This is a genomic window from Xanthomonas sp. NCPPB 4037 (assembly GCF_041475695.2).
Classification (GTDB): domain Bacteria; phylum Pseudomonadota; class Gammaproteobacteria; order Xanthomonadales; family Xanthomonadaceae; genus Xanthomonas; species Xanthomonas campestris.
In genome coordinates, this window is record NZ_CM191261.1 from 1614836 (window position 1) to 1629765 (window position 14930).

At 65.3% G+C, this 14930-nt stretch carries 16 protein-coding genes, 1 other RNA gene and 2 pseudogenes; 8 read left to right on the plus strand and 11 right to left on the minus strand.

The features are described from left to right. Positions 1-29 precede the first annotated feature (29 nt). Positions 30-1097 (plus strand): annotated as a pseudogene (locus ACCQ01_RS07210) (S8 family peptidase); the annotation flags it as partial. A gap of 215 nt (positions 1098-1312) precedes the next feature. On the opposite strand, the gene ACCQ01_RS07215 reads toward ACCQ01_RS07210, so the two are convergent. Further along, a non-coding RNA gene (locus tag ACCQ01_RS07215) (sX9 sRNA) lies at positions 1313-1387 on the minus strand. Between the two features lie 75 nt (positions 1388-1462). Here ACCQ01_RS07215 and ACCQ01_RS07220 point away from each other — a divergent pair. After that, a pseudogene (locus ACCQ01_RS07220) lies at positions 1463-3019 on the plus strand (autotransporter family protein); the annotation flags it as partial. Positions 3020-3119: 100 nt separating this feature from the next. Here the strand turns inward: ACCQ01_RS07220 and ACCQ01_RS07225 are convergent. From ACCQ01_RS07225 to ACCQ01_RS07235, 3 genes are all read right to left on the minus strand, one after another. Beyond that, entirely contained in the window at positions 3120-4220 is a 1101-nt protein-coding gene (locus tag ACCQ01_RS07225; RefSeq protein WP_228432621.1) for a Glu/Leu/Phe/Val dehydrogenase dimerization domain-containing protein, read from the minus strand. Positions 4221-4377: 157 nt separating this feature from the next. Continuing rightward, on the minus strand, positions 4378-5631 hold the full coding sequence (locus ACCQ01_RS07230) for a 2OG-Fe(II) oxygenase (protein WP_228432619.1): 1254 nt from the start codon (positions 5629-5631) through the stop codon (positions 4378-4380). Between the two features lie 37 nt (positions 5632-5668). After that, positions 5669-6196, minus strand: a complete 528-nt coding sequence (locus tag ACCQ01_RS07235; protein ID WP_372358861.1) for a YgjP-like metallopeptidase domain-containing protein — start codon at positions 6194-6196, stop codon at positions 5669-5671. A 199-nt stretch (positions 6197-6395) separates the two neighbouring features. Here ACCQ01_RS07235 and ACCQ01_RS07240 point away from each other — a divergent pair, with 199 nt between their 5' ends. Further along, positions 6396-6569 carry a DUF1328 domain-containing protein gene (locus ACCQ01_RS07240; protein ID WP_003489471.1) on the plus strand — a complete coding sequence of 58 codons (174 nt, stop codon included), beginning with the start codon at positions 6396-6398 and terminating at the stop codon, positions 6567-6569. Between the two features lie 165 nt (positions 6570-6734). Here ACCQ01_RS07240 and ACCQ01_RS07245 read toward each other — a convergent pair whose 3' ends face one another. Beyond that, complete coding sequence (locus ACCQ01_RS07245) at positions 6735-6998, minus strand: DUF2789 domain-containing protein (protein ID WP_011036496.1); 264 nt, start codon at positions 6996-6998, stop codon at positions 6735-6737. 129 nt (positions 6999-7127) lie between these two features. Here ACCQ01_RS07245 and ACCQ01_RS07250 point away from each other — a divergent pair, with 129 nt between their 5' ends. After that, positions 7128-7394, plus strand: a complete 267-nt coding sequence (locus ACCQ01_RS07250) for a DksA/TraR family C4-type zinc finger protein (RefSeq protein ID WP_228432617.1) — start codon at positions 7128-7130, stop codon at positions 7392-7394. A 13-nt stretch (positions 7395-7407) separates the two neighbouring features. Here the strand turns inward: ACCQ01_RS07250 and ACCQ01_RS07255 are convergent, their stop codons facing one another. Next, positions 7408-8001: a mechanosensitive ion channel domain-containing protein gene (locus ACCQ01_RS07255; protein WP_042599338.1), complete on the minus strand. Its 594-nt coding sequence runs from the start codon at positions 7999-8001 to the stop codon at positions 7408-7410. Between the two features lie 218 nt (positions 8002-8219). Next, positions 8220-8477: a hypothetical protein gene (locus tag ACCQ01_RS07260; RefSeq protein WP_228432616.1), complete on the minus strand. Its 258-nt coding sequence runs from the start codon at positions 8475-8477 to the stop codon at positions 8220-8222. Positions 8478-8780: 303 nt separating this feature from the next. On the opposite strand from ACCQ01_RS07260, the gene ACCQ01_RS07265 reads away from it, so the two are divergent. The 3 genes from ACCQ01_RS07265 to ACCQ01_RS07275 are packed head-to-tail and all read left to right on the plus strand — an operon-like array spanning position 8781 to position 10794. Continuing rightward, positions 8781-9368, plus strand: a complete 588-nt coding sequence (locus ACCQ01_RS07265; protein ID WP_011036499.1) for an RNA polymerase sigma factor — start codon at positions 8781-8783, stop codon at positions 9366-9368. Continuing rightward, a complete protein-coding gene (locus ACCQ01_RS07270) occupies positions 9365-9898 on the plus strand; it encodes a hypothetical protein (RefSeq protein WP_228432615.1) in 534 nt (177 codons plus the stop codon). The genes ACCQ01_RS07265 and ACCQ01_RS07270 overlap by 4 nt, the downstream gene beginning before the upstream one ends. 11 nt (positions 9899-9909) lie before the next feature. Further along, on the plus strand, positions 9910-10794 hold the full coding sequence (locus ACCQ01_RS07275; protein ID WP_228432614.1) for a DUF4097 family beta strand repeat-containing protein: 885 nt from the start codon (positions 9910-9912) through the stop codon (positions 10792-10794). A 101-nt stretch (positions 10795-10895) separates the two neighbouring features. Here ACCQ01_RS07275 and ACCQ01_RS07280 read toward each other — a convergent pair whose 3' ends face one another. From ACCQ01_RS07280 to ACCQ01_RS07295, 4 genes are all read right to left on the minus strand, one after another. Continuing rightward, a complete protein-coding gene (locus ACCQ01_RS07280) occupies positions 10896-11081 on the minus strand; it encodes a hypothetical protein (RefSeq protein WP_228432613.1) in 186 nt (61 codons plus the stop codon). Between the two features lie 189 nt (positions 11082-11270). Further along, the gene (locus tag ACCQ01_RS07285; protein ID WP_223647706.1) at positions 11271-12653 is read right to left on the minus strand and encodes an Hsp70 family protein; all 1383 of its coding nucleotides are present in this window, start codon (positions 12651-12653) and stop codon (positions 11271-11273) included. 130 nt (positions 12654-12783) lie between these two features. Then, positions 12784-13257, minus strand: coding sequence for an FKBP-type peptidyl-prolyl cis-trans isomerase (locus ACCQ01_RS07290; RefSeq protein ID WP_040941580.1), 474 nt, complete (start codon positions 13255-13257; stop codon positions 12784-12786). 157 nt (positions 13258-13414) lie between these two features. Further along, positions 13415-14377, minus strand: coding sequence for a cation diffusion facilitator family transporter (locus ACCQ01_RS07295; RefSeq protein ID WP_228432612.1), 963 nt, complete (start codon positions 14375-14377; stop codon positions 13415-13417). A 118-nt stretch (positions 14378-14495) separates the two neighbouring features. Between ACCQ01_RS07295 and ACCQ01_RS07300 the strand changes: the two genes are divergently transcribed. After that, positions 14496-14831, plus strand: coding sequence for a zinc ribbon domain-containing protein YjdM (locus ACCQ01_RS07300; RefSeq protein ID WP_076055950.1), 336 nt, complete (start codon positions 14496-14498; stop codon positions 14829-14831). The last annotated feature ends 99 nt before the right edge of the window (positions 14832-14930 follow it).

Here is a 14930-nt window from a genome sequence, read left to right on the forward strand (position 1 = left end):
TCCATGGATTGGTTTGGGGAAAACTCAAGATGAAGAAGACGGACGTCGCCAGGACTGTCCTGGCCTCGGCGCTGGCCGTGGCATTGACCGCGTGTGGCGGTGGGGGTGGTGGTGGAGGCGGTATTCGTCCGAGCACGCCGACTGCACCACCACCGACCTCGCCACCACCTCCGCCACCGCCCACCTCACCGCCGCCGCCACCACCGGTCACTGCACCGACGCCGGAACCGGCAATCGACGCACATCTGACGTTGACCAATGCACGTGCCGCGCAGGCATTGGGCTTCACTGGCGCGGGCTATCGCATCGGTGTCATTGATAGCGGTATCAACGCCACTCATCCCGCTTTGCAGGGCCGAGTAAGCGACAGCTTCATTTATGTCGACCCGCGTACCAATAATGTCGCGGTGGGCGATGTGGTCGGGCATGGCACGGTTGTCGCCGAGCTGGCGGCCGGGCGTGCGGTGGGGCAGTGGCCGGGCGGTATTGCGCCGGGTGCGGGCCCTGTGTCGGCGCGCATCATCAGCGACCGCGCGCCGGTGGACGACGGCAGTGGCCAAGGCAATGAAGTCGATGGCCCGCTCGGTCTGGGCTCAGTGCATGCCGACCTGATCGGCGCAGGCGTGCGCATCATGAACAACTCATGGGGCGGTCTGTATTGGAACGACCCGACAGTCACCAATCAGATCGCGCAGGAATACCGCTCCTTCGTCATCGGCAACGATGGTCTGGTGGTGTTCGCTTCGGGCAATGAGTCGCGTGCGCAACCGTCCGATACTGCGGCGCTTCCCAGCCAGGTGGGCCCGAACGGCACGCTTCCGGCGGCAGACCTGGAGCGCGGCTGGCTGGTAGTCGGCGCGCTGGACACCGCCAATCCCACCCAACTGGCGTCGTATTCCAATGCCTGCGGCGTGGCGATGCGGTATTGCCTGGTAGCACCGGGCACATCACTGTTTATCGACCCCGATGCAACCGCCAGCAACATCCGTTATTTCTACGGCAGCGGCACGTCTTTTGCCGCGCCGCTGGTATCGGGTGCAGCAGCATTGGTGTGGCAGGCATTTCCGTACTTCAACAACGATCTGGTTCGGCAGACATTGTTGGGGACCGCCACCGATCTGGGCGCGGCTGGCGTCGATCCGACGTTCGGTTACGGCCTGCTCAACGTGGGCAAGGCGGTGCTGGGGCCGGCGCGTTTTGACTGGGGCACGGTGGATGTCGAGGTCACGACCTTACGTTCGACCTGGGCCAACGACATCAGTGGCAACGGTGGGTTGACCAAGCGCGGATCCGGCACGCTGATACTTAGAGCGGCTAACAAAACGTAGCGAGCAGTCGTCAGGTGGGTGCGGACGGCGCGGAGGAACCGGAATGTACGTGGGTACATGCCGATTCCGAGCACCGGCCGCGCCCGCCTGACGGCTGCGCAGTAGTTTTGATAGCTGCTCTTAGCAGTAGCAACAATACGTTTGCCGGCGATACCCAAGTGCTGGACGGCACGTTGCAGACGGCCAGTCTGCAGAGCGCGCGGGTGGACATCCTGAATGGTGCAACGTTGATTGGAGCAGGACGCATTGCCGGCACGGTCTCTAATCGAGGGAGTACGCTGCAGGTCGGTGGCGCGGTTTTGGCAATCGGAGGTAACTACACTCAGGATGACTTCGGGCGCTTGGCCTTAAACGTGGGTGACCGCTTGAATGTGAGCGGTACTGCGACGATCGATGGCGACCTGCAGCTGATCGGGCGGCGGGATTATGTCGTCAACAACACCACCTATCCTGTGCTGCAAGCAGCCAACGGGCTGCAGGGAACGTTTGCCAGTCTCAGCAGCGGGCCCGCAGTCACCTTTCTCGATGCCACGTTGAGCTACGACGCCAACACCGCGTACGTGTCGCTGCAGCGCATGGATGTCACCGCAGTCGCCGCATCGCTGGGCGCGGTCGGAACGGCATCGATGGATTCGGCAATTCGCGTCGAACAGGCGTTCCAGAAGGTCGATGCGCAGCAGCTGCAGGGCAACGGCGGCATCAGCAGCGGCTTCATCCGCGCCGCGGCGGCATTGCAGCAGTCACCCGATGCCAAGACCGCAGCGGACTCGCTGCGCAGCCTGTCCGGACGTGCGCATGCGGCGTCTGCGGCGATGACCTTCGACACCATCGATCTGGGCCGGCGCGCGTTGGCAACGCATTTCGATGGCCTTTCGCAGCAGTCGCGCATGCTGGGCACCTGGCAGCGTGCGCTGGGCGGGCCGGGCGAGGGTGGTGCGACCAGCAATGGGTTTGCCACCTCCGGCTGGATGATGGGCAACGATCTGCGCTTGGCGTCTGGCGCAGTCGCCGGCTTTGCCTTTGGTGAAACGCGTTCCAACAGCCTGGGCGATCTGGATGGCGCACGCGGGCGCGATCGGCAGGTGCAGGCCCAGCTTTACTGGGGCACGACGCTGGGGGCGGCGTACACGCTGGGCCAGCTAGGCTTCGGTAACGTCAACCGGCAGATCGAACGCAACCTGCAATTGGGCGAAGACCGCAGCAGTGCCTTCAGCGACTACAGCGGCAGCTATCTCAGCGGCAACCTGGAAACCGGGTATCGCTGGGGCCATGCAGCTGCATCGCTGACGCCGTACATGGGCCTGGACTACGTGCGTTTGCGCAGCGAAGGTTTCCGCGAAAGCGGCGGCGAAGGTTTTGGTCTGCGTGCCGCTGCAAGCACGTCCTCGCGCACGCAAGTGCTGGCCGGTGTGCGTTCGGCGTATCGCTGGCGCGGTCTGCAGTTGGGTGGTTATGTCGAATGGCAGCAGGCATTGAGCAGTCAGGGGTTGATGCTCGATGCCAGCTTCATCGGGGTGGAGGCATGGGCACCGCTACGTGGCGTGCAGCCGGCGCGCTCGGGCGGCGTGTTCGGCATTGCGGCCTCGGCGCCGTTGGGCCAGCAGAGCCAGTTGCGTTTCGGCTACGACCAGCGGGTGGGCGAGCGTGGCGATGACCGCGCGTTGAGCCTGAAGTACAGCGCCGATTTCTGATCGGTGTGCATGACGCCCGGGTGCAATACCCGGGCGTCAGGTCGCGTCGGCGATTGCGTCATCGCACCAGTCGTCAACCGCGGCCCGCCTGTTTGCGCGCTTACTCGCCGCGTAACTTGTGCAGAAAGCGCGGTGCGGTGCGGCCCAGCGGCAGCTTGAGCTTGCTGATCGCTTCGATGCGCGTTTCGGCAATCTGGTCGGCCGCCTGCTGCGGCGGGATGCCGAGCTGGGTGGACAGGTCGAACACCTTTTCCAGGTTGTGGTAGATGCTGCGGATCAGGCGCATCGCACGTTCGCGGTTGTAGCCGTCGATCTCCAGCGACACATTCATGACGCCGCCGGCATTCACCACGTAGTCGGGCGCATACAGGATGCCGCGCTTGTGCAGCTCTTCGCCAATCGCTGCGCTGGAGAGCTGATTGTTGGCCGTGCCGCAGATGATCTTGGCCTTGAGCCGCGGCAGCGTGTCTTCGTTGATGGCACCTTCGAGTGCGCAGGGCGCAAACACATCGGCGGGCACTTCATGAATCTCTTCGGGGCGCACGGCCTCGGCGCCGTATTCGGACACTGCGCGATCCACCAGCGCCGGATTGAGATCGGCCACATAGAGTTTGGCGCCGCGCTCCTTGAGCAACTTCACCAGTTCCATGCCGATATGGCCCAGGCCCTGGATCGCGATGCTGGCCTTGCCGACTTCTTCATGGCCGAGCTTGCGATTGAGCGAGGCCATCAGCGCCTGCAGCGCGCCGTAGGCGGTGAACGGCGCGGGATCGCCGGAGCCGCGATGCACCTGATGCACGCCGGTGACGTATTCGCTCTCCAGGTAGATCTGCTCCATGTCGTTGACATCGGTACCCACATCCTCGGAGGTGATGTAGCGGCCTCCCAGGGTGTCGACAAAGCGACCGAAGGCGCGGAACAGTGCCTCGCTCTTGTCGGTCTTCGGGTCGCCGATGATCACGGCCTTGCCGCCACCGACATTGAGGCCGGCCAGCGCGTTCTTGTTGGTCATGGTGCGGCTGAGCCGTAGCGCGTCGTTGAGCGCGGCTTCGCTGTTGGCATACGGCCGCATGCGCACCCCACCCAGTGCCGGCCCCAGACGGGTGCTGTGCAACGCGATGATGGCCTTGAGGCCGGCGTCGCGGTTGTGACAGAAAATCACCTGCTCATGGCCGGTGGTATCGAGGGTTTCGAAAAGCATCGAAGGCTCCGCGGGGCTGCGTGATGTGCCTTCCCTGACGCCCGGCCTGCAGCCGGCGCAATGGGAAATAAAAAACGCGACGTCTCCAGACCCTGTCCGATCACGTCGCGCCGCAACATTTTAAACCACGCTGGCCGGTGGATGTGTATGAACCCGTTCACCAATCCCGGTAGCGGCGCTGCCGAAACCACAGCGTGCCCAGCCATTTGCTGCCCGCATCCACCGGCAGACCCGCGTGCAACGAATCCGGATCAGGCGTGCCGTCGGCCAGCAGATTGTCGAAGCACACCACCGCACCGGCGCGCGGCTGCACGCGGACCCCGGCAATCGGAAAATCGGTGGCGCCACCGGCCTGGACGGCGTTGAGATACACGCAGACCGTGCGCAGCCGGTTGCCCGCGGCGGGCCGGTCGATCGCGATCGTGTTGGGCGGCAGATAGTCGCGGTGCGGGCGGTAGTGCTCGCCTGGCGCGTAGCACAGCACCGAGAGCGGCTCGGCGTGGCTCAGCGGCAGGCCTGCGCAGGCAGCGAGCCGTGCCTGGGCCGCACGTGCGGCGAAATCTTCAAGGATGGGATCGAGCGTGGCGCCCTGGCTGGTGCGCACCGGCGTACGCCGCGTGCTCGCATCGTTGGGGTCAACCACCTGCGAAGGACGCAAATGCGGACGCGCCAGCAGCATCAGTAGCCGGCATTCGTCTGCAGAGAGCACACCGTGCAGTTCTTCGATCCGTGGAGCCGCATGGTGGTGCAGTCGTGTGGCAGGCGGTTCAAAATGCATCGCGTGGTCGTCGGTGTGGACCGGCAGTGGTGGCGCGACATGCAGCTCTGGCAGCGGCGCAATCCCCTGCGCCTGTAATTGCAGCAGCAAGTCCGCCGCCGCCGCCGCTTGCGCAGGAACACCTTCACCGTGCAGCAGGCGCTGCGCCAGCAGCGCTGCGGCGGGCACATCGCCAGCCGCTGCGGCACGTTCAAGAAGTGCAACGCACTGGCGTTGTTGCGCCGGGTGGTCGACGCGCCCGTGTTGGATCGCCACCGCACGCAGCGCTGGCGCATAGCCTGCCGTTGCCGATGCGAGCAGCCGTGCCTGCGCCTGGGCATCCAGCGTCAGCGGCGTTTTGGCCAGCGCGGCGCTTGCGAGCAGATACAGCGCTGCAGGCGCACCTTGCTGCTCGGCCTGTTGCCAGTACACAAGGGCTTGCCGAAGATCGCTCTCGCACCCGATGCCGTAGGCCAGCATGCGGCCCGCCTCCACCCGCGCGGTGGCATCGCCGGCAGCCGCCGCGCGGCAGTACCAGGACAAAGCTTCTTCCACCCGTCCGGTGCGGACCAGCGCGTGTGCCAGTGCCGCCATGGCATCAGGGGCCTGGTTCTGTGCTGCGTGGGTGAGCTGGGAGAGCGCGTGTGAGTCCATGGGCGCATCCTAAGCCCTGGTCGGGGCGGGGAGACAATCAGTCGCGCGGGGTCAGCGCGAGCTGGGTCAGATACAGGCGCAGGTCGAATTCGAGCTGGTGGTAATCCGGGGCCATGTGTTGGCACAGGTGGTAGAAGGCCTTGTCGTGCTCGGGCTCTTTGAGGTGCGCCAGTTCGTGCGCCACGATCATCTGCAGGAAGGGCGCGGGTGCGTCGCGGAAGACCGCGGCGATGCGGATCTCACGGCTGGCTTTCAGGCGGCTGCCATGCACGCGCGAGATGGCGGTGTGCGTGCCGAGCGCATGCTTCACCACCTGCAGATGATTGTCGTAGATGGCTTTGTGCAGCGTGGGCGAAGAGCGCATGTAGCGCTCCTTCATTTCTTTGACGTAGTCGTACAACTGCCGGTCGGTGCGCACGGTGTGGCGCTCGGGATACCGCTGCGCCAGGACGGCGCCGAGCTTGTCCTGCGCAATCAATGCGCGCACCTGCTCCAGCACTGCAGGTGGGTAACCGGTGAGATAGCGAAGCGTGTCCATGTGATCCAAACGTTGCCCAGGCCGCATGATCGCCGATGCGCGGTGTGTCTGCGAGCGATGTGAAGGGGCGTTCGCACAGCTAAACGGCCAGGCAACTGTGTCGTCGTGTGTCACGCGTATTCACGAGTGCGGCACAGGGTGGTGGGTAGCGTGCACGGCATGTTTTCCGGCACTGCGCCGCTGAAAGCACTCGACTGACGCAACGGCTTTGCCGATAGGAGACATCATGATCAAGTGGGCCATTATTTTCGCCATCATCGGCCTGATTGCCGGTGCATTGGGCTTCGGTGGCATGGCAGGTGCGGCGATGGGAATCGCCAAGTTCCTGTTCTGGGCCGGCATCATCATCGCCATCGTGCTGTTCGTGCTGGGCATGACGATCGCCAAAAAGGTGACCTGATTGCCATCGCCTGCAGTAGCGCTTTCGAGCGCTGCTGCAGGCGCAAGCGCTATGCAAAAGGAGCGGGACTGCCGCTCCTTTTGTTTGTGCGTTCTGCTTTGTGCGCCTTGCAAGCCATCACCAGGCAAGTGCGCAAACGAGCTCTAGCTTTACTGGAGCCGTACTTCAGCCTGCCGACACGCCGGTGTCTTCTGCTTCGGTATGCAGGGCGATATTGAGCTGGTCGATGGTGACGATCCAGTCGGCATCGTCGATGCGCTCTTCGCGCAGCAGCTGCGCCTGGGCCGGTGTCCAGAACGGCGCTTCTTCCAGTCGCACATCGCCCGGGAGTGGGGAATGTTCGGCGATGAAACGGCGAATGCTGGCTTCGTCGGAGGGCAGGCCGAGCTGTGCAAACAGTTCGGAGAACGGGTGGACGGGTTGTTCCATGGCAGGGTTCCTGTGGGCGGCGAATCGGTGAATGCTAGAGCACCCGGTTTGAGGGCACTGTGCAGAGCCGGCTTGGATTTTGCGCCGTGCGTGCCCATTTCAGGAACAGACCAACAAGGTGATGCGGACATGGCGACCGGATGGGCGGGTGATGGGGCGGTGCAGGACCAGATCGATGCCACGGTGGACGAGGCGATCCAGCGGGCGCGCAGCCAGCTGCATCAGGGCCCGAGCCTGACGCACTGCGAAGACTGTGATGCACGTATTCCCGAAGCGCGGCGCAAAGCTGTGCCGGGTGTGCATCTGTGCGTCACCTGCCAGGAGGCGCATGACCATGCGCAAGCCGCGCAAGGCGGCTACAACCGGCGCGGCAGCAAGGACAGCCAGCTGCGCTGACAGGCGCCGCTGTTTAAGGCGAATGAAACCCGCTGGTCTCGCGCCAGCGCCGCGTGGTGCGCTGGAAGAACAGGCTGTTGGGCACCTGCAGCACGCTGCCAGCGTGGTCGCCGGTTTCTTCCAGCGTTGTGTAGATCACATTGATGTCGATGACGCGGCCCTTGAGGCCCGGCTTGTCGCCGCCTTCGAGCAGTTCAATGTGGTCGTGCAGCCGGAACGGCCGCGTGGTGATGATGAGGAACGTGCAGAAGATGTTGGACAGCACGCTCCACGCAGCGAAGAACGCAACCGCACCCACCGCTGCGAATCCGGTGAACGCCGTCCACAACGTGCCGGCGGAGACGCCAATCACGTGCAGCACCATCAACAGCGCGCTTACCGAAATGATGAAGCCGCCCGCCCGCCGAATACCGATCATCATTTCGGCCGGCACGCTGTAGCGCGTGCACAGGCGTTTGAGCAGTTGGCGCAGTAGCAGCCGGATCAGGCCCGCGACGGCGAGGATCACGACGATCTTGACGGCGGGCACTGCGACATCCAGCCACTGCGGGTTCCAGTGCGGCAACAGACTACGGATCATCGCGGGAAGGGGGTCGGGCGCAGCCATCAGCTCAAGCGGATACGTGGGGGCGCCTAGTGTAACGGGCTACTCATCACGCAATTGGTGCGTGTACTAAATGCGCGCTCATCTGCGTGTGCTACGTGGTGCAGTGATCCATGGTCAAACGCGTGAAGCGCTGCGGTCGTGGGCCTGGGATGGCCGCTGCAACCGCTGTCATGCGGCAGGAGTGCCCTTCGTTATGGGTGTCGGGTCTTGGCAGTGCATTACCGTCGCTGTAGATGCATCGCCTGATATTCCCGGAGATCGAACACGGCCTGCCAACTGTCGCGCAGGGTGCGCACGGCGCCCCAGTGACTGGGCGACGGCACGTGCACACAGCGTGGTGGCGCAGCGCTGCTTGCGGGCAGCACGCAGGCTTCCACGCGCTGTGGGCTGAGCGATAGGCGTAAGGCGGCCGTGGGCAGCGGGCCAGGGCAGTGGGTCGGGCACAGGCTCAGCAGCAAGCCAACGATGAGGGTCATGCGGATCTCCGATAACGCCAGGGCGGGGCCGCCCAGGACAACGGCGCGGCGCTGTGCAATCGAAGCCTTCGATGCGCCCTGCGCCAGAAAGGTTTAGAACTCCGGTAGAAAAATGGCTGCGCCGGGCGTAGAGAGGGAACCAACGTAGTGAGCAATCGCCAGGCGGTTGGGGGCGGTGCGGAGGAACTGGCGTGTACGGGGAGATATGCCGGTTTCGGGCGTCTGCCGCGCTTGTCTGGCGATTGCGCAGTAGTTTTGATAGCTGCTCTAAACCTTTTTGCTGCCCGGTGCATCGAACTGGCTATGCTCGATACCACCGTGCCCCCCGATGCCCCCGCTTGCGACAGCCCCGCCGATCGCGACGATGCGGCATTGGCGCGTGCAGCCGCGGCAGGCAGCCGCTCGGCGTACGAGACGATCTACCGCCGCCATGCGCCACGCCTGTATGCGGTGGTGTGGCGGCTGTGCGGCGGCAACGCCGCACGCGCCGACGATGCCTTGCAGGAGACCTTCATCGCCGCCTGGAAGGCCTTGCCGCAGTTCCGCTTTCAAAGTGCCCTGGGCACCTGGCTGCATCGGCTGGCGGTCAATACCGCTTTGATGGAGCTGCGTCGCCGCGCACATTCGCGCGATCACGAGCTTGACGATGCCGATGGCGAACTGCTCGCGGCAATTCCTGGTGCTTCGTCCTGCCAGGCCACCCAAATGGATCTGGAGCGCGCGCTGGAGACCCTGCCGCCACGCGCGCGTGCGGTGCTGGTGCTGCACGACATCGAGGGCTGGAAACATCATGAGATCGCCGAAGAACTGCAGATGGCGGTTGGCAGTTCCAAGGCGCAATTGCATCGCGCACGCGGCCTGTTGCGTGCGCGGCTGGGAGAACCCGTATGACCCAATCCCTTCCTCCATCCGGCACCGACGATGCGGCCTTGGTCGCGCGCCTGCAGGCCTTGCCCACGCAGCGCCAGCCAGCACCGCAGCTGTGGGAAAACATTGCCGCCGCACTGCCGCCGCGCGACACGGTCGCGGCGCTGGCACCACGCCTGCAGCGCCGCGCATGGCAGTGGCCAGCCGCCGGCCTTGCGCTCGCGGCTGCGCTGGGAGTGATCGCCATCGCGCCCGGGCTTAAGCCTCTGCCGACTGCGCCAGCCCATGCAACTGCGCCGCCAGCGCTGGTGATGCAGGCGCAGGCCCTGGCCGGGCAATACCAGCAGGCCATCGCGGCGGTTCCCGTGGAGCAGGCGCCGGCTGCATTGTTGCCGGCACTGAACGAGCTGGACCGCAGCGCGCAGTCGATCCACGCCGCCATCGTGCAGAGCCCGCGCTCTGCGTTCCTGTTGTCGCAGTTGCAGCGCACCTATGCAAAACGCCTGCAATTGACCCGTCTCGCCGCACAGGGCGAGGCCTACGTCCCCAGCTGAGGAAGCCACCCATGCGCTACGCCACCTTATCCCTGTTGTTGTTGAGCGCCGTCTGCGCACTGCCCGCCGCGGCCCAGACTGTGGTGAAGCAGACCCATCCACTGGCGCGCGGTGGGCGCGTGGAGATTGAAAACATCGCCGGGCAGGTGCGCGTGCGTGGCTGGGACCGCGACGAGGTGTCGTTGACCGGCACGCTTGGGCCGGGCCAGCGGCTGGATGTCAATGAAAGTGCCGACCGGCTGCAGTTCGAGGTGGTCTATCCGCGCAGTAGCCGCAACGGCAACGGGGCGCAGCTCGAACTGCGGGTGCCGCGCGGCGCGGTGTTGCAGGCAGAGGTGGTCAGCGCCGATCTGGATGTGGATCAGATCGATCTGGCGCGGCTGCAGCTGAAGTCGGTCAGCGGCGAGGTGGTGGCCGCCGGGCGCGCCAAGGAGGCGCGTCTGGAGTCGGTCAGCGGGGATGTGCGCAGCACCGTGGCCACCACGCGTTTGAACCTGAGCACTGTCAGCGGCGAGATTTCGGCGCCAAGCGGTGCCAGTGGCCAGGTGAGTGCCGAGTCGGTGTCCGGCGATATCAGCCTCAATACCGGGCAGGTGGCGCAGCTGCGTGCGCAGAGCGTATCCGGCACAACCGGGCTCAAGGTGGCAGGCCTGGCGCCGGGCGGCAGTATCGCGGCGGAAAGTGTGAGCGGAGAGATCGCGCTGGGCGTGCCGCGCACGGTATCGGCGGCGTTGAACGTAGAGGTCTTCAGCGGCGACATCCGCGCGGTGGCCGGGCGGGTCGAGCGGCCGGAGTACGGCCCAGGCAAGAGCCTGAAAACGACGCTGGGCGCAGGCAATGGCGACATCAAACTGGAGTCGCATTCCGGCTCGGTGCGGGTCGATTACGGCAACTGAGGCGTTGCACATCCGCTGACGGCCGCTGCCTGTGTCACCGGCTACCTGGCATGACAGTACAGCACGACGTGCCGCCCCGCAGGGCAGCACGTCGGTCGAACTCAGGCGCTCTTGTCGCCGTCGTTACGGGCGGGGCCGAAGTTGGTGGTGAGCACTTCGATCCGGCCGCCGGTCTTGCGAAACGCGGCGATGTCGGCAGCGATACGCTCACGGCTGAGCGGCTGCGACTTACCTTCGCTGCGAGCGATGCTGGGCTGGGATTTCTGCTTGGTCGCGGGATGTGCCATGTGGCCTCCTGTAGCGGGGAAGTGCAAGGACACCGCGTGCGGCTAGGGTGTGCGCGCGGAAGCGGTGTCGAAGAGTGCGATCACGTTCGGTGCGTGGTCACGGCGGCACGGCGGAGCGTGCCTTGCAGGCAAGACGGCGGGGCGTCCGGCAGCAACCGCGCAGTCTAGTCGGGGCGATGTAGAGTTTCGTTAAACGGCCGTGGGCTGGGCCTCGCCGGCACCCGCGGTGGCCCAGGCCAAGCCTTGCACCACGCCGAATGACGGGTCGCCATGGACCAGACGCGAGGCCGGGAACGCCGCTGCCACGGTGTCGCGGATATAGCCGGCGCGCGACATGCCGCCGGTCAGGAACACCGTTTCCGGCGCGGCGCTCAGGTCTGCGTTGACCTGGACCAACAGGCCTTCCAGTTCGCGCAGGTAATTGGAAGCGGCCCCGACCAGGGCGGCTGCGTCGACGTCCACTGTCAGGTCGCGCTCGATGAACTCCAGCATTGCGCTGTGCCGGTCGTGCTCGCTCAACGCAATCTTGCAGGCTTCCACGCCGCGGTACAGGCGAGCGGTATTGCCGGTGTCCTGCAGGGCCTGCAGGCGACGATCGAACGGTGCCGGCACGTCCTGATACTTGTGCAGCCGAAATTCGCGCTGGCGCGTCATGTCCTGCACCATCGCCGCCTCGACATAGTGATGCGCCGGGACACGCGTGATGCCGCGTCCGAACAACGGCATGTAGGCGGCCAGGCTCAAGGCCAGGTCGATGTCGGTACCGCCGCGCGCTATGCCCCACGCGCGGTGCACCTGCGGTGGCGCGCTGCCGCCCACGCTGGCATGCGCGACATCCGTGGTGCCGCCGCCAATGTCCACCACCACCGTGTCATGCCGGGTGGCATGGCTGACGTGGTAATGCATTGCTGCGGCCGCAGGTTCTTCGAGGAAATCCACCTGGTCGAAGCCGGCGGCGATCGCTGCGGTTTGCAGGATCTCCAGCGCCTGCGCGTTGCCAGCTTCGCCGATGGAGCTGCGAAATTGCACCGGGCGGCCCAGCGTGGCACTGCGGATGTTGTGATCGAATTGCTGCGAGGCGGTCAGCCGGATGTGTTCCAGCACATGCGTGGCAATGCCGGTAATGGTCTGGCGCGCGCGCGGATGCAGGTTGTAGCCCAGCATCGACTTGGGGCTCTGCACCAGGTTGCCTTCGCCTTCCAGGAAATACGCATCCAGCGCCTCGTCGCCGTAGACCGCGTTCTGCAGCAATGCCGCGGAACTGCGCGGCGCACGTACTTGTTCTTCCATCCATTGCCGGCGCACCACCCGCAGGGCGTCGCGGCGCAGGCTGTCCTGGCTGGGGCTGCGCCCGGCGGCGGCCGCGTCGCGGCGTCCGGCATCGATCAGGCGTTCGAGTTCGTATTCCAGCGCCGGCGTCAGGCTGAAATCGTCCGGGTCACGCATGATTTCCGGGAAATACACGGTGGTGCGGAACTGCAATGCCTCGCCAAAGCGCACCGGGACCACCTTGCCGTCGACGATGGCCGCCGCGGCGGAGTTGCTGGTACCGAAGTCGATGCCGAGTTTCATGCGGGCGCGCCTGTGAGCGGGCCGCGCACTTTACTACGGCTGCCTGCCTGCCGTTGCGGGAGGCCTCACGGTCGGTCTGCGGCCTGCGCTGGCGGGAGCGCCGCGCACCACTGGCGCGCGGCGCAGCGCCTCAGGCGGCGATGTCGGTGACGTGGCCCTGGTCGAGTTCTTCGGTGGTGGCCTCGCGCACTGCGGTCACTTCGACGGCGAAATGCAGGGTTTGCCCGGCCAGCGGGTGATTGCCATCCACGGTGACCTGCTCCGGGCCGACCTCGGTGACAGTGACCATCACCGGCCCCTGCTGGGTGCGCGCTTCGAACTGCGCACCCGGAACCACCTCAACGTCGCTCGGGAAGGCTTCGCGCGGCACGTGCTGGATGAGTTGCGCATGGCGCGGGCCGTAGCCCTGTTCCGGCGCGACATCGGCGGTGAGCGTGTCGCCGGTGCGCTTGCCGTCCAGTGCCTGTTCCAGGCCCGGCACGATGTTGCCGGCGCCGTGCAGATAGCTCAGCGGGGTGTCGGGCGTGGAGCGATCGAGCACCTGGCCGCTGTCATCGGAGAGGGTGTAGTGAATGGTCGCAACGCGACCCTGGGTGATTTCCATGGGAAACCTCCATTGATTGAGTACAAGGGGAGTGCATCGGTCAGATCACGATGCGAGACGATGGCGCACCACAACGGTAGGCAATCGATACAGCCGATGCAACCGCGACCGCGCGTGCGGGTTACGGCAGGATCAGCTTGGTGCACACGCGCTTGCGCTACTCGGCTTGCGCGCCGCGCTCGATCTGCGCACGCCGTGCAAGCCAGGTTTCCGGCGTCTGCGGCTTGACGAACAGGGCGGTGACTTCGGGATGTTTCTGTTTGGCCGCCGCTTCGATGCGGCCGATGCAGGCTTCGATCTGCGGCGTGGTGCGGGTGTCTTCGAATTCGGCGCTGAGCGCTGCAACCACCTGGTTGGGGCCCATCTGCATGGTGAGCACGCCATTGGCCGCGCGCACGTCTGGATCGGCTGCGGCGATGGCCAGCAATGAGTCGGTGACGTGCGCATGCGCCGGTTCGCCGATCAACAGGCCCTTGGTCTCACGTGCGAGCAGAAACGCCGTGAACGCCAGCACGAAGGCGATGCCGATGGAGGCGATGCCATCGAGTTGGGGCATGTTGAACAGCTGCGCGCCGGCAACGCCCAGCAGCGCCATGAACAAACCGACCAGCGCGGCGCTGTCTTCCAGCAGCACGGTGAAGGTGCTGGGATCCTTGCTCTGCCGAAACGCCTGGAAATAGCCCATGCGCCCCTTCTTGGCGCGGAACTCGCGAAACGCCACCACCCACGAGATGCCCTCGAACACGATCGACACACCCAGCACGCTATACGCCAGCCAATGGCTGCTGGCCGGTTCGGGATTGCGCAGATGCACGATGCCTTCGTACAGCGAAACGCCGGCACCCATCGCGAACACCAGCAGCGCCACGATGAAACTCCAGAAATACAGCTCACGCCCGTAGCCAAACGGATGCGTGGGCGTGGGCGCACGTGCCGCGCGGCGCAGGCCGTACAGCAGCAGCACTTCATTGATGGTGTCCACCAGCGAGTGCACGCCTTCGCTCAGCATGGCCGAGCTGCCGGAGATGCCGGCGGCGATGAATTTGGCCACGGCGATGGCCAGATTGCCTGCCAACGCCACGTAGACAACCAGATGCGAACCACTGGGCTTGTTGGACACGGGCAACCTGCGACAACCGGGGGAGGCGACGCACTATCGCGCCGCTGCCGTGGCCGATGCGTGATCGCGGCAGGCTGCGGCTACAATCCACGCCCTCTTTGTGTTCGTAAGGAAGCCCATGTCCACCGCGCCCGCCTGTCCGCAATGCAGTCTGGACAACACCTACGCCGATGGCGCGCAGTGGATCTGCGCCGATTGCGGTTTCGAGTGGAGCGCTGCCGAGGCGCCGGCTAACGCGGTGGTCGTGCGCGACAGCAACGGCAATGTGCTCGACGCCGGTGACACCGTCACCGTGATCAAGGACCTCAAGGTCAAGGGCTCGTCGATTCCGCTCAAGCAGGGCACGGTGATCCGCAATATCCGCCTGGTCGAGGACGATGCCGAGCACATCGAAGGCAACTCCGACAAGATCAAGGGCCTGGTGCTGAAGACCTGTTTCCTGCGCAAGGCCTGAGCGCGATCTAGAGCGCTTGTTGGGTCTGAAACGCGTTGTAGGAGCGCGCTTGCGCGCGATGGGGGTGTTACCGGTGACGCCCCATCGCGCGCAAGCGCG

Excerpts from the sequence above, each read along its gene's own strand:
- ACCQ01_RS07225 (WP_228432621.1), bottom strand. The coding sequence starts at position 4,220 with ATGCTTTTCGAAACCCTCGATACCACCGGCCATGAGCAGGTGATTTTC.
- ACCQ01_RS07230 (WP_228432619.1), bottom strand. The coding sequence starts at position 5,631 with ATGGACTCACACGCGCTCTCCCAGCTCACCCACGCAGCACAGAACCAG.
- ACCQ01_RS07235 (WP_372358861.1), bottom strand. The coding sequence starts at position 6,196 with ATGCGGCCTGGGCAACGTTTGGATCACATGGACACGCTTCGCTATCTC.
- ACCQ01_RS07240 (WP_003489471.1), top strand. The coding sequence starts at position 6,396 with ATGATCAAGTGGGCCATTATTTTCGCCATCATCGGCCTGATTGCCGGT.
- ACCQ01_RS07245 (WP_011036496.1), bottom strand. The coding sequence starts at position 6,998 with ATGGAACAACCCGTCCACCCGTTCTCCGAACTGTTTGCACAGCTCGGC.
- ACCQ01_RS07250 (WP_228432617.1), top strand. The coding sequence starts at position 7,128 with ATGGCGACCGGATGGGCGGGTGATGGGGCGGTGCAGGACCAGATCGAT.
- ACCQ01_RS07255 (WP_042599338.1), bottom strand. The coding sequence starts at position 8,001 with ATGGCTGCGCCCGACCCCCTTCCCGCGATGATCCGTAGTCTGTTGCCG.
- ACCQ01_RS07260 (WP_228432616.1), bottom strand. The coding sequence starts at position 8,477 with ATGACCCTCATCGTTGGCTTGCTGCTGAGCCTGTGCCCGACCCACTGC.
- ACCQ01_RS07265 (WP_011036499.1), top strand. The coding sequence starts at position 8,781 with ATGCTCGATACCACCGTGCCCCCCGATGCCCCCGCTTGCGACAGCCCC.
- ACCQ01_RS07270 (WP_228432615.1), top strand. The coding sequence starts at position 9,365 with ATGACCCAATCCCTTCCTCCATCCGGCACCGACGATGCGGCCTTGGTC.
- ACCQ01_RS07275 (WP_228432614.1), top strand. The coding sequence starts at position 9,910 with ATGCGCTACGCCACCTTATCCCTGTTGTTGTTGAGCGCCGTCTGCGCA.
- ACCQ01_RS07280 (WP_228432613.1), bottom strand. The coding sequence starts at position 11,081 with ATGGCACATCCCGCGACCAAGCAGAAATCCCAGCCCAGCATCGCTCGC.
- ACCQ01_RS07285 (WP_223647706.1), bottom strand. The coding sequence starts at position 12,653 with ATGAAACTCGGCATCGACTTCGGTACCAGCAACTCCGCCGCGGCGGCC.
- ACCQ01_RS07290 (WP_040941580.1), bottom strand. The coding sequence starts at position 13,257 with ATGGAAATCACCCAGGGTCGCGTTGCGACCATTCACTACACCCTCTCC.
- ACCQ01_RS07300 (WP_076055950.1), top strand. The coding sequence starts at position 14,496 with ATGTCCACCGCGCCCGCCTGTCCGCAATGCAGTCTGGACAACACCTAC.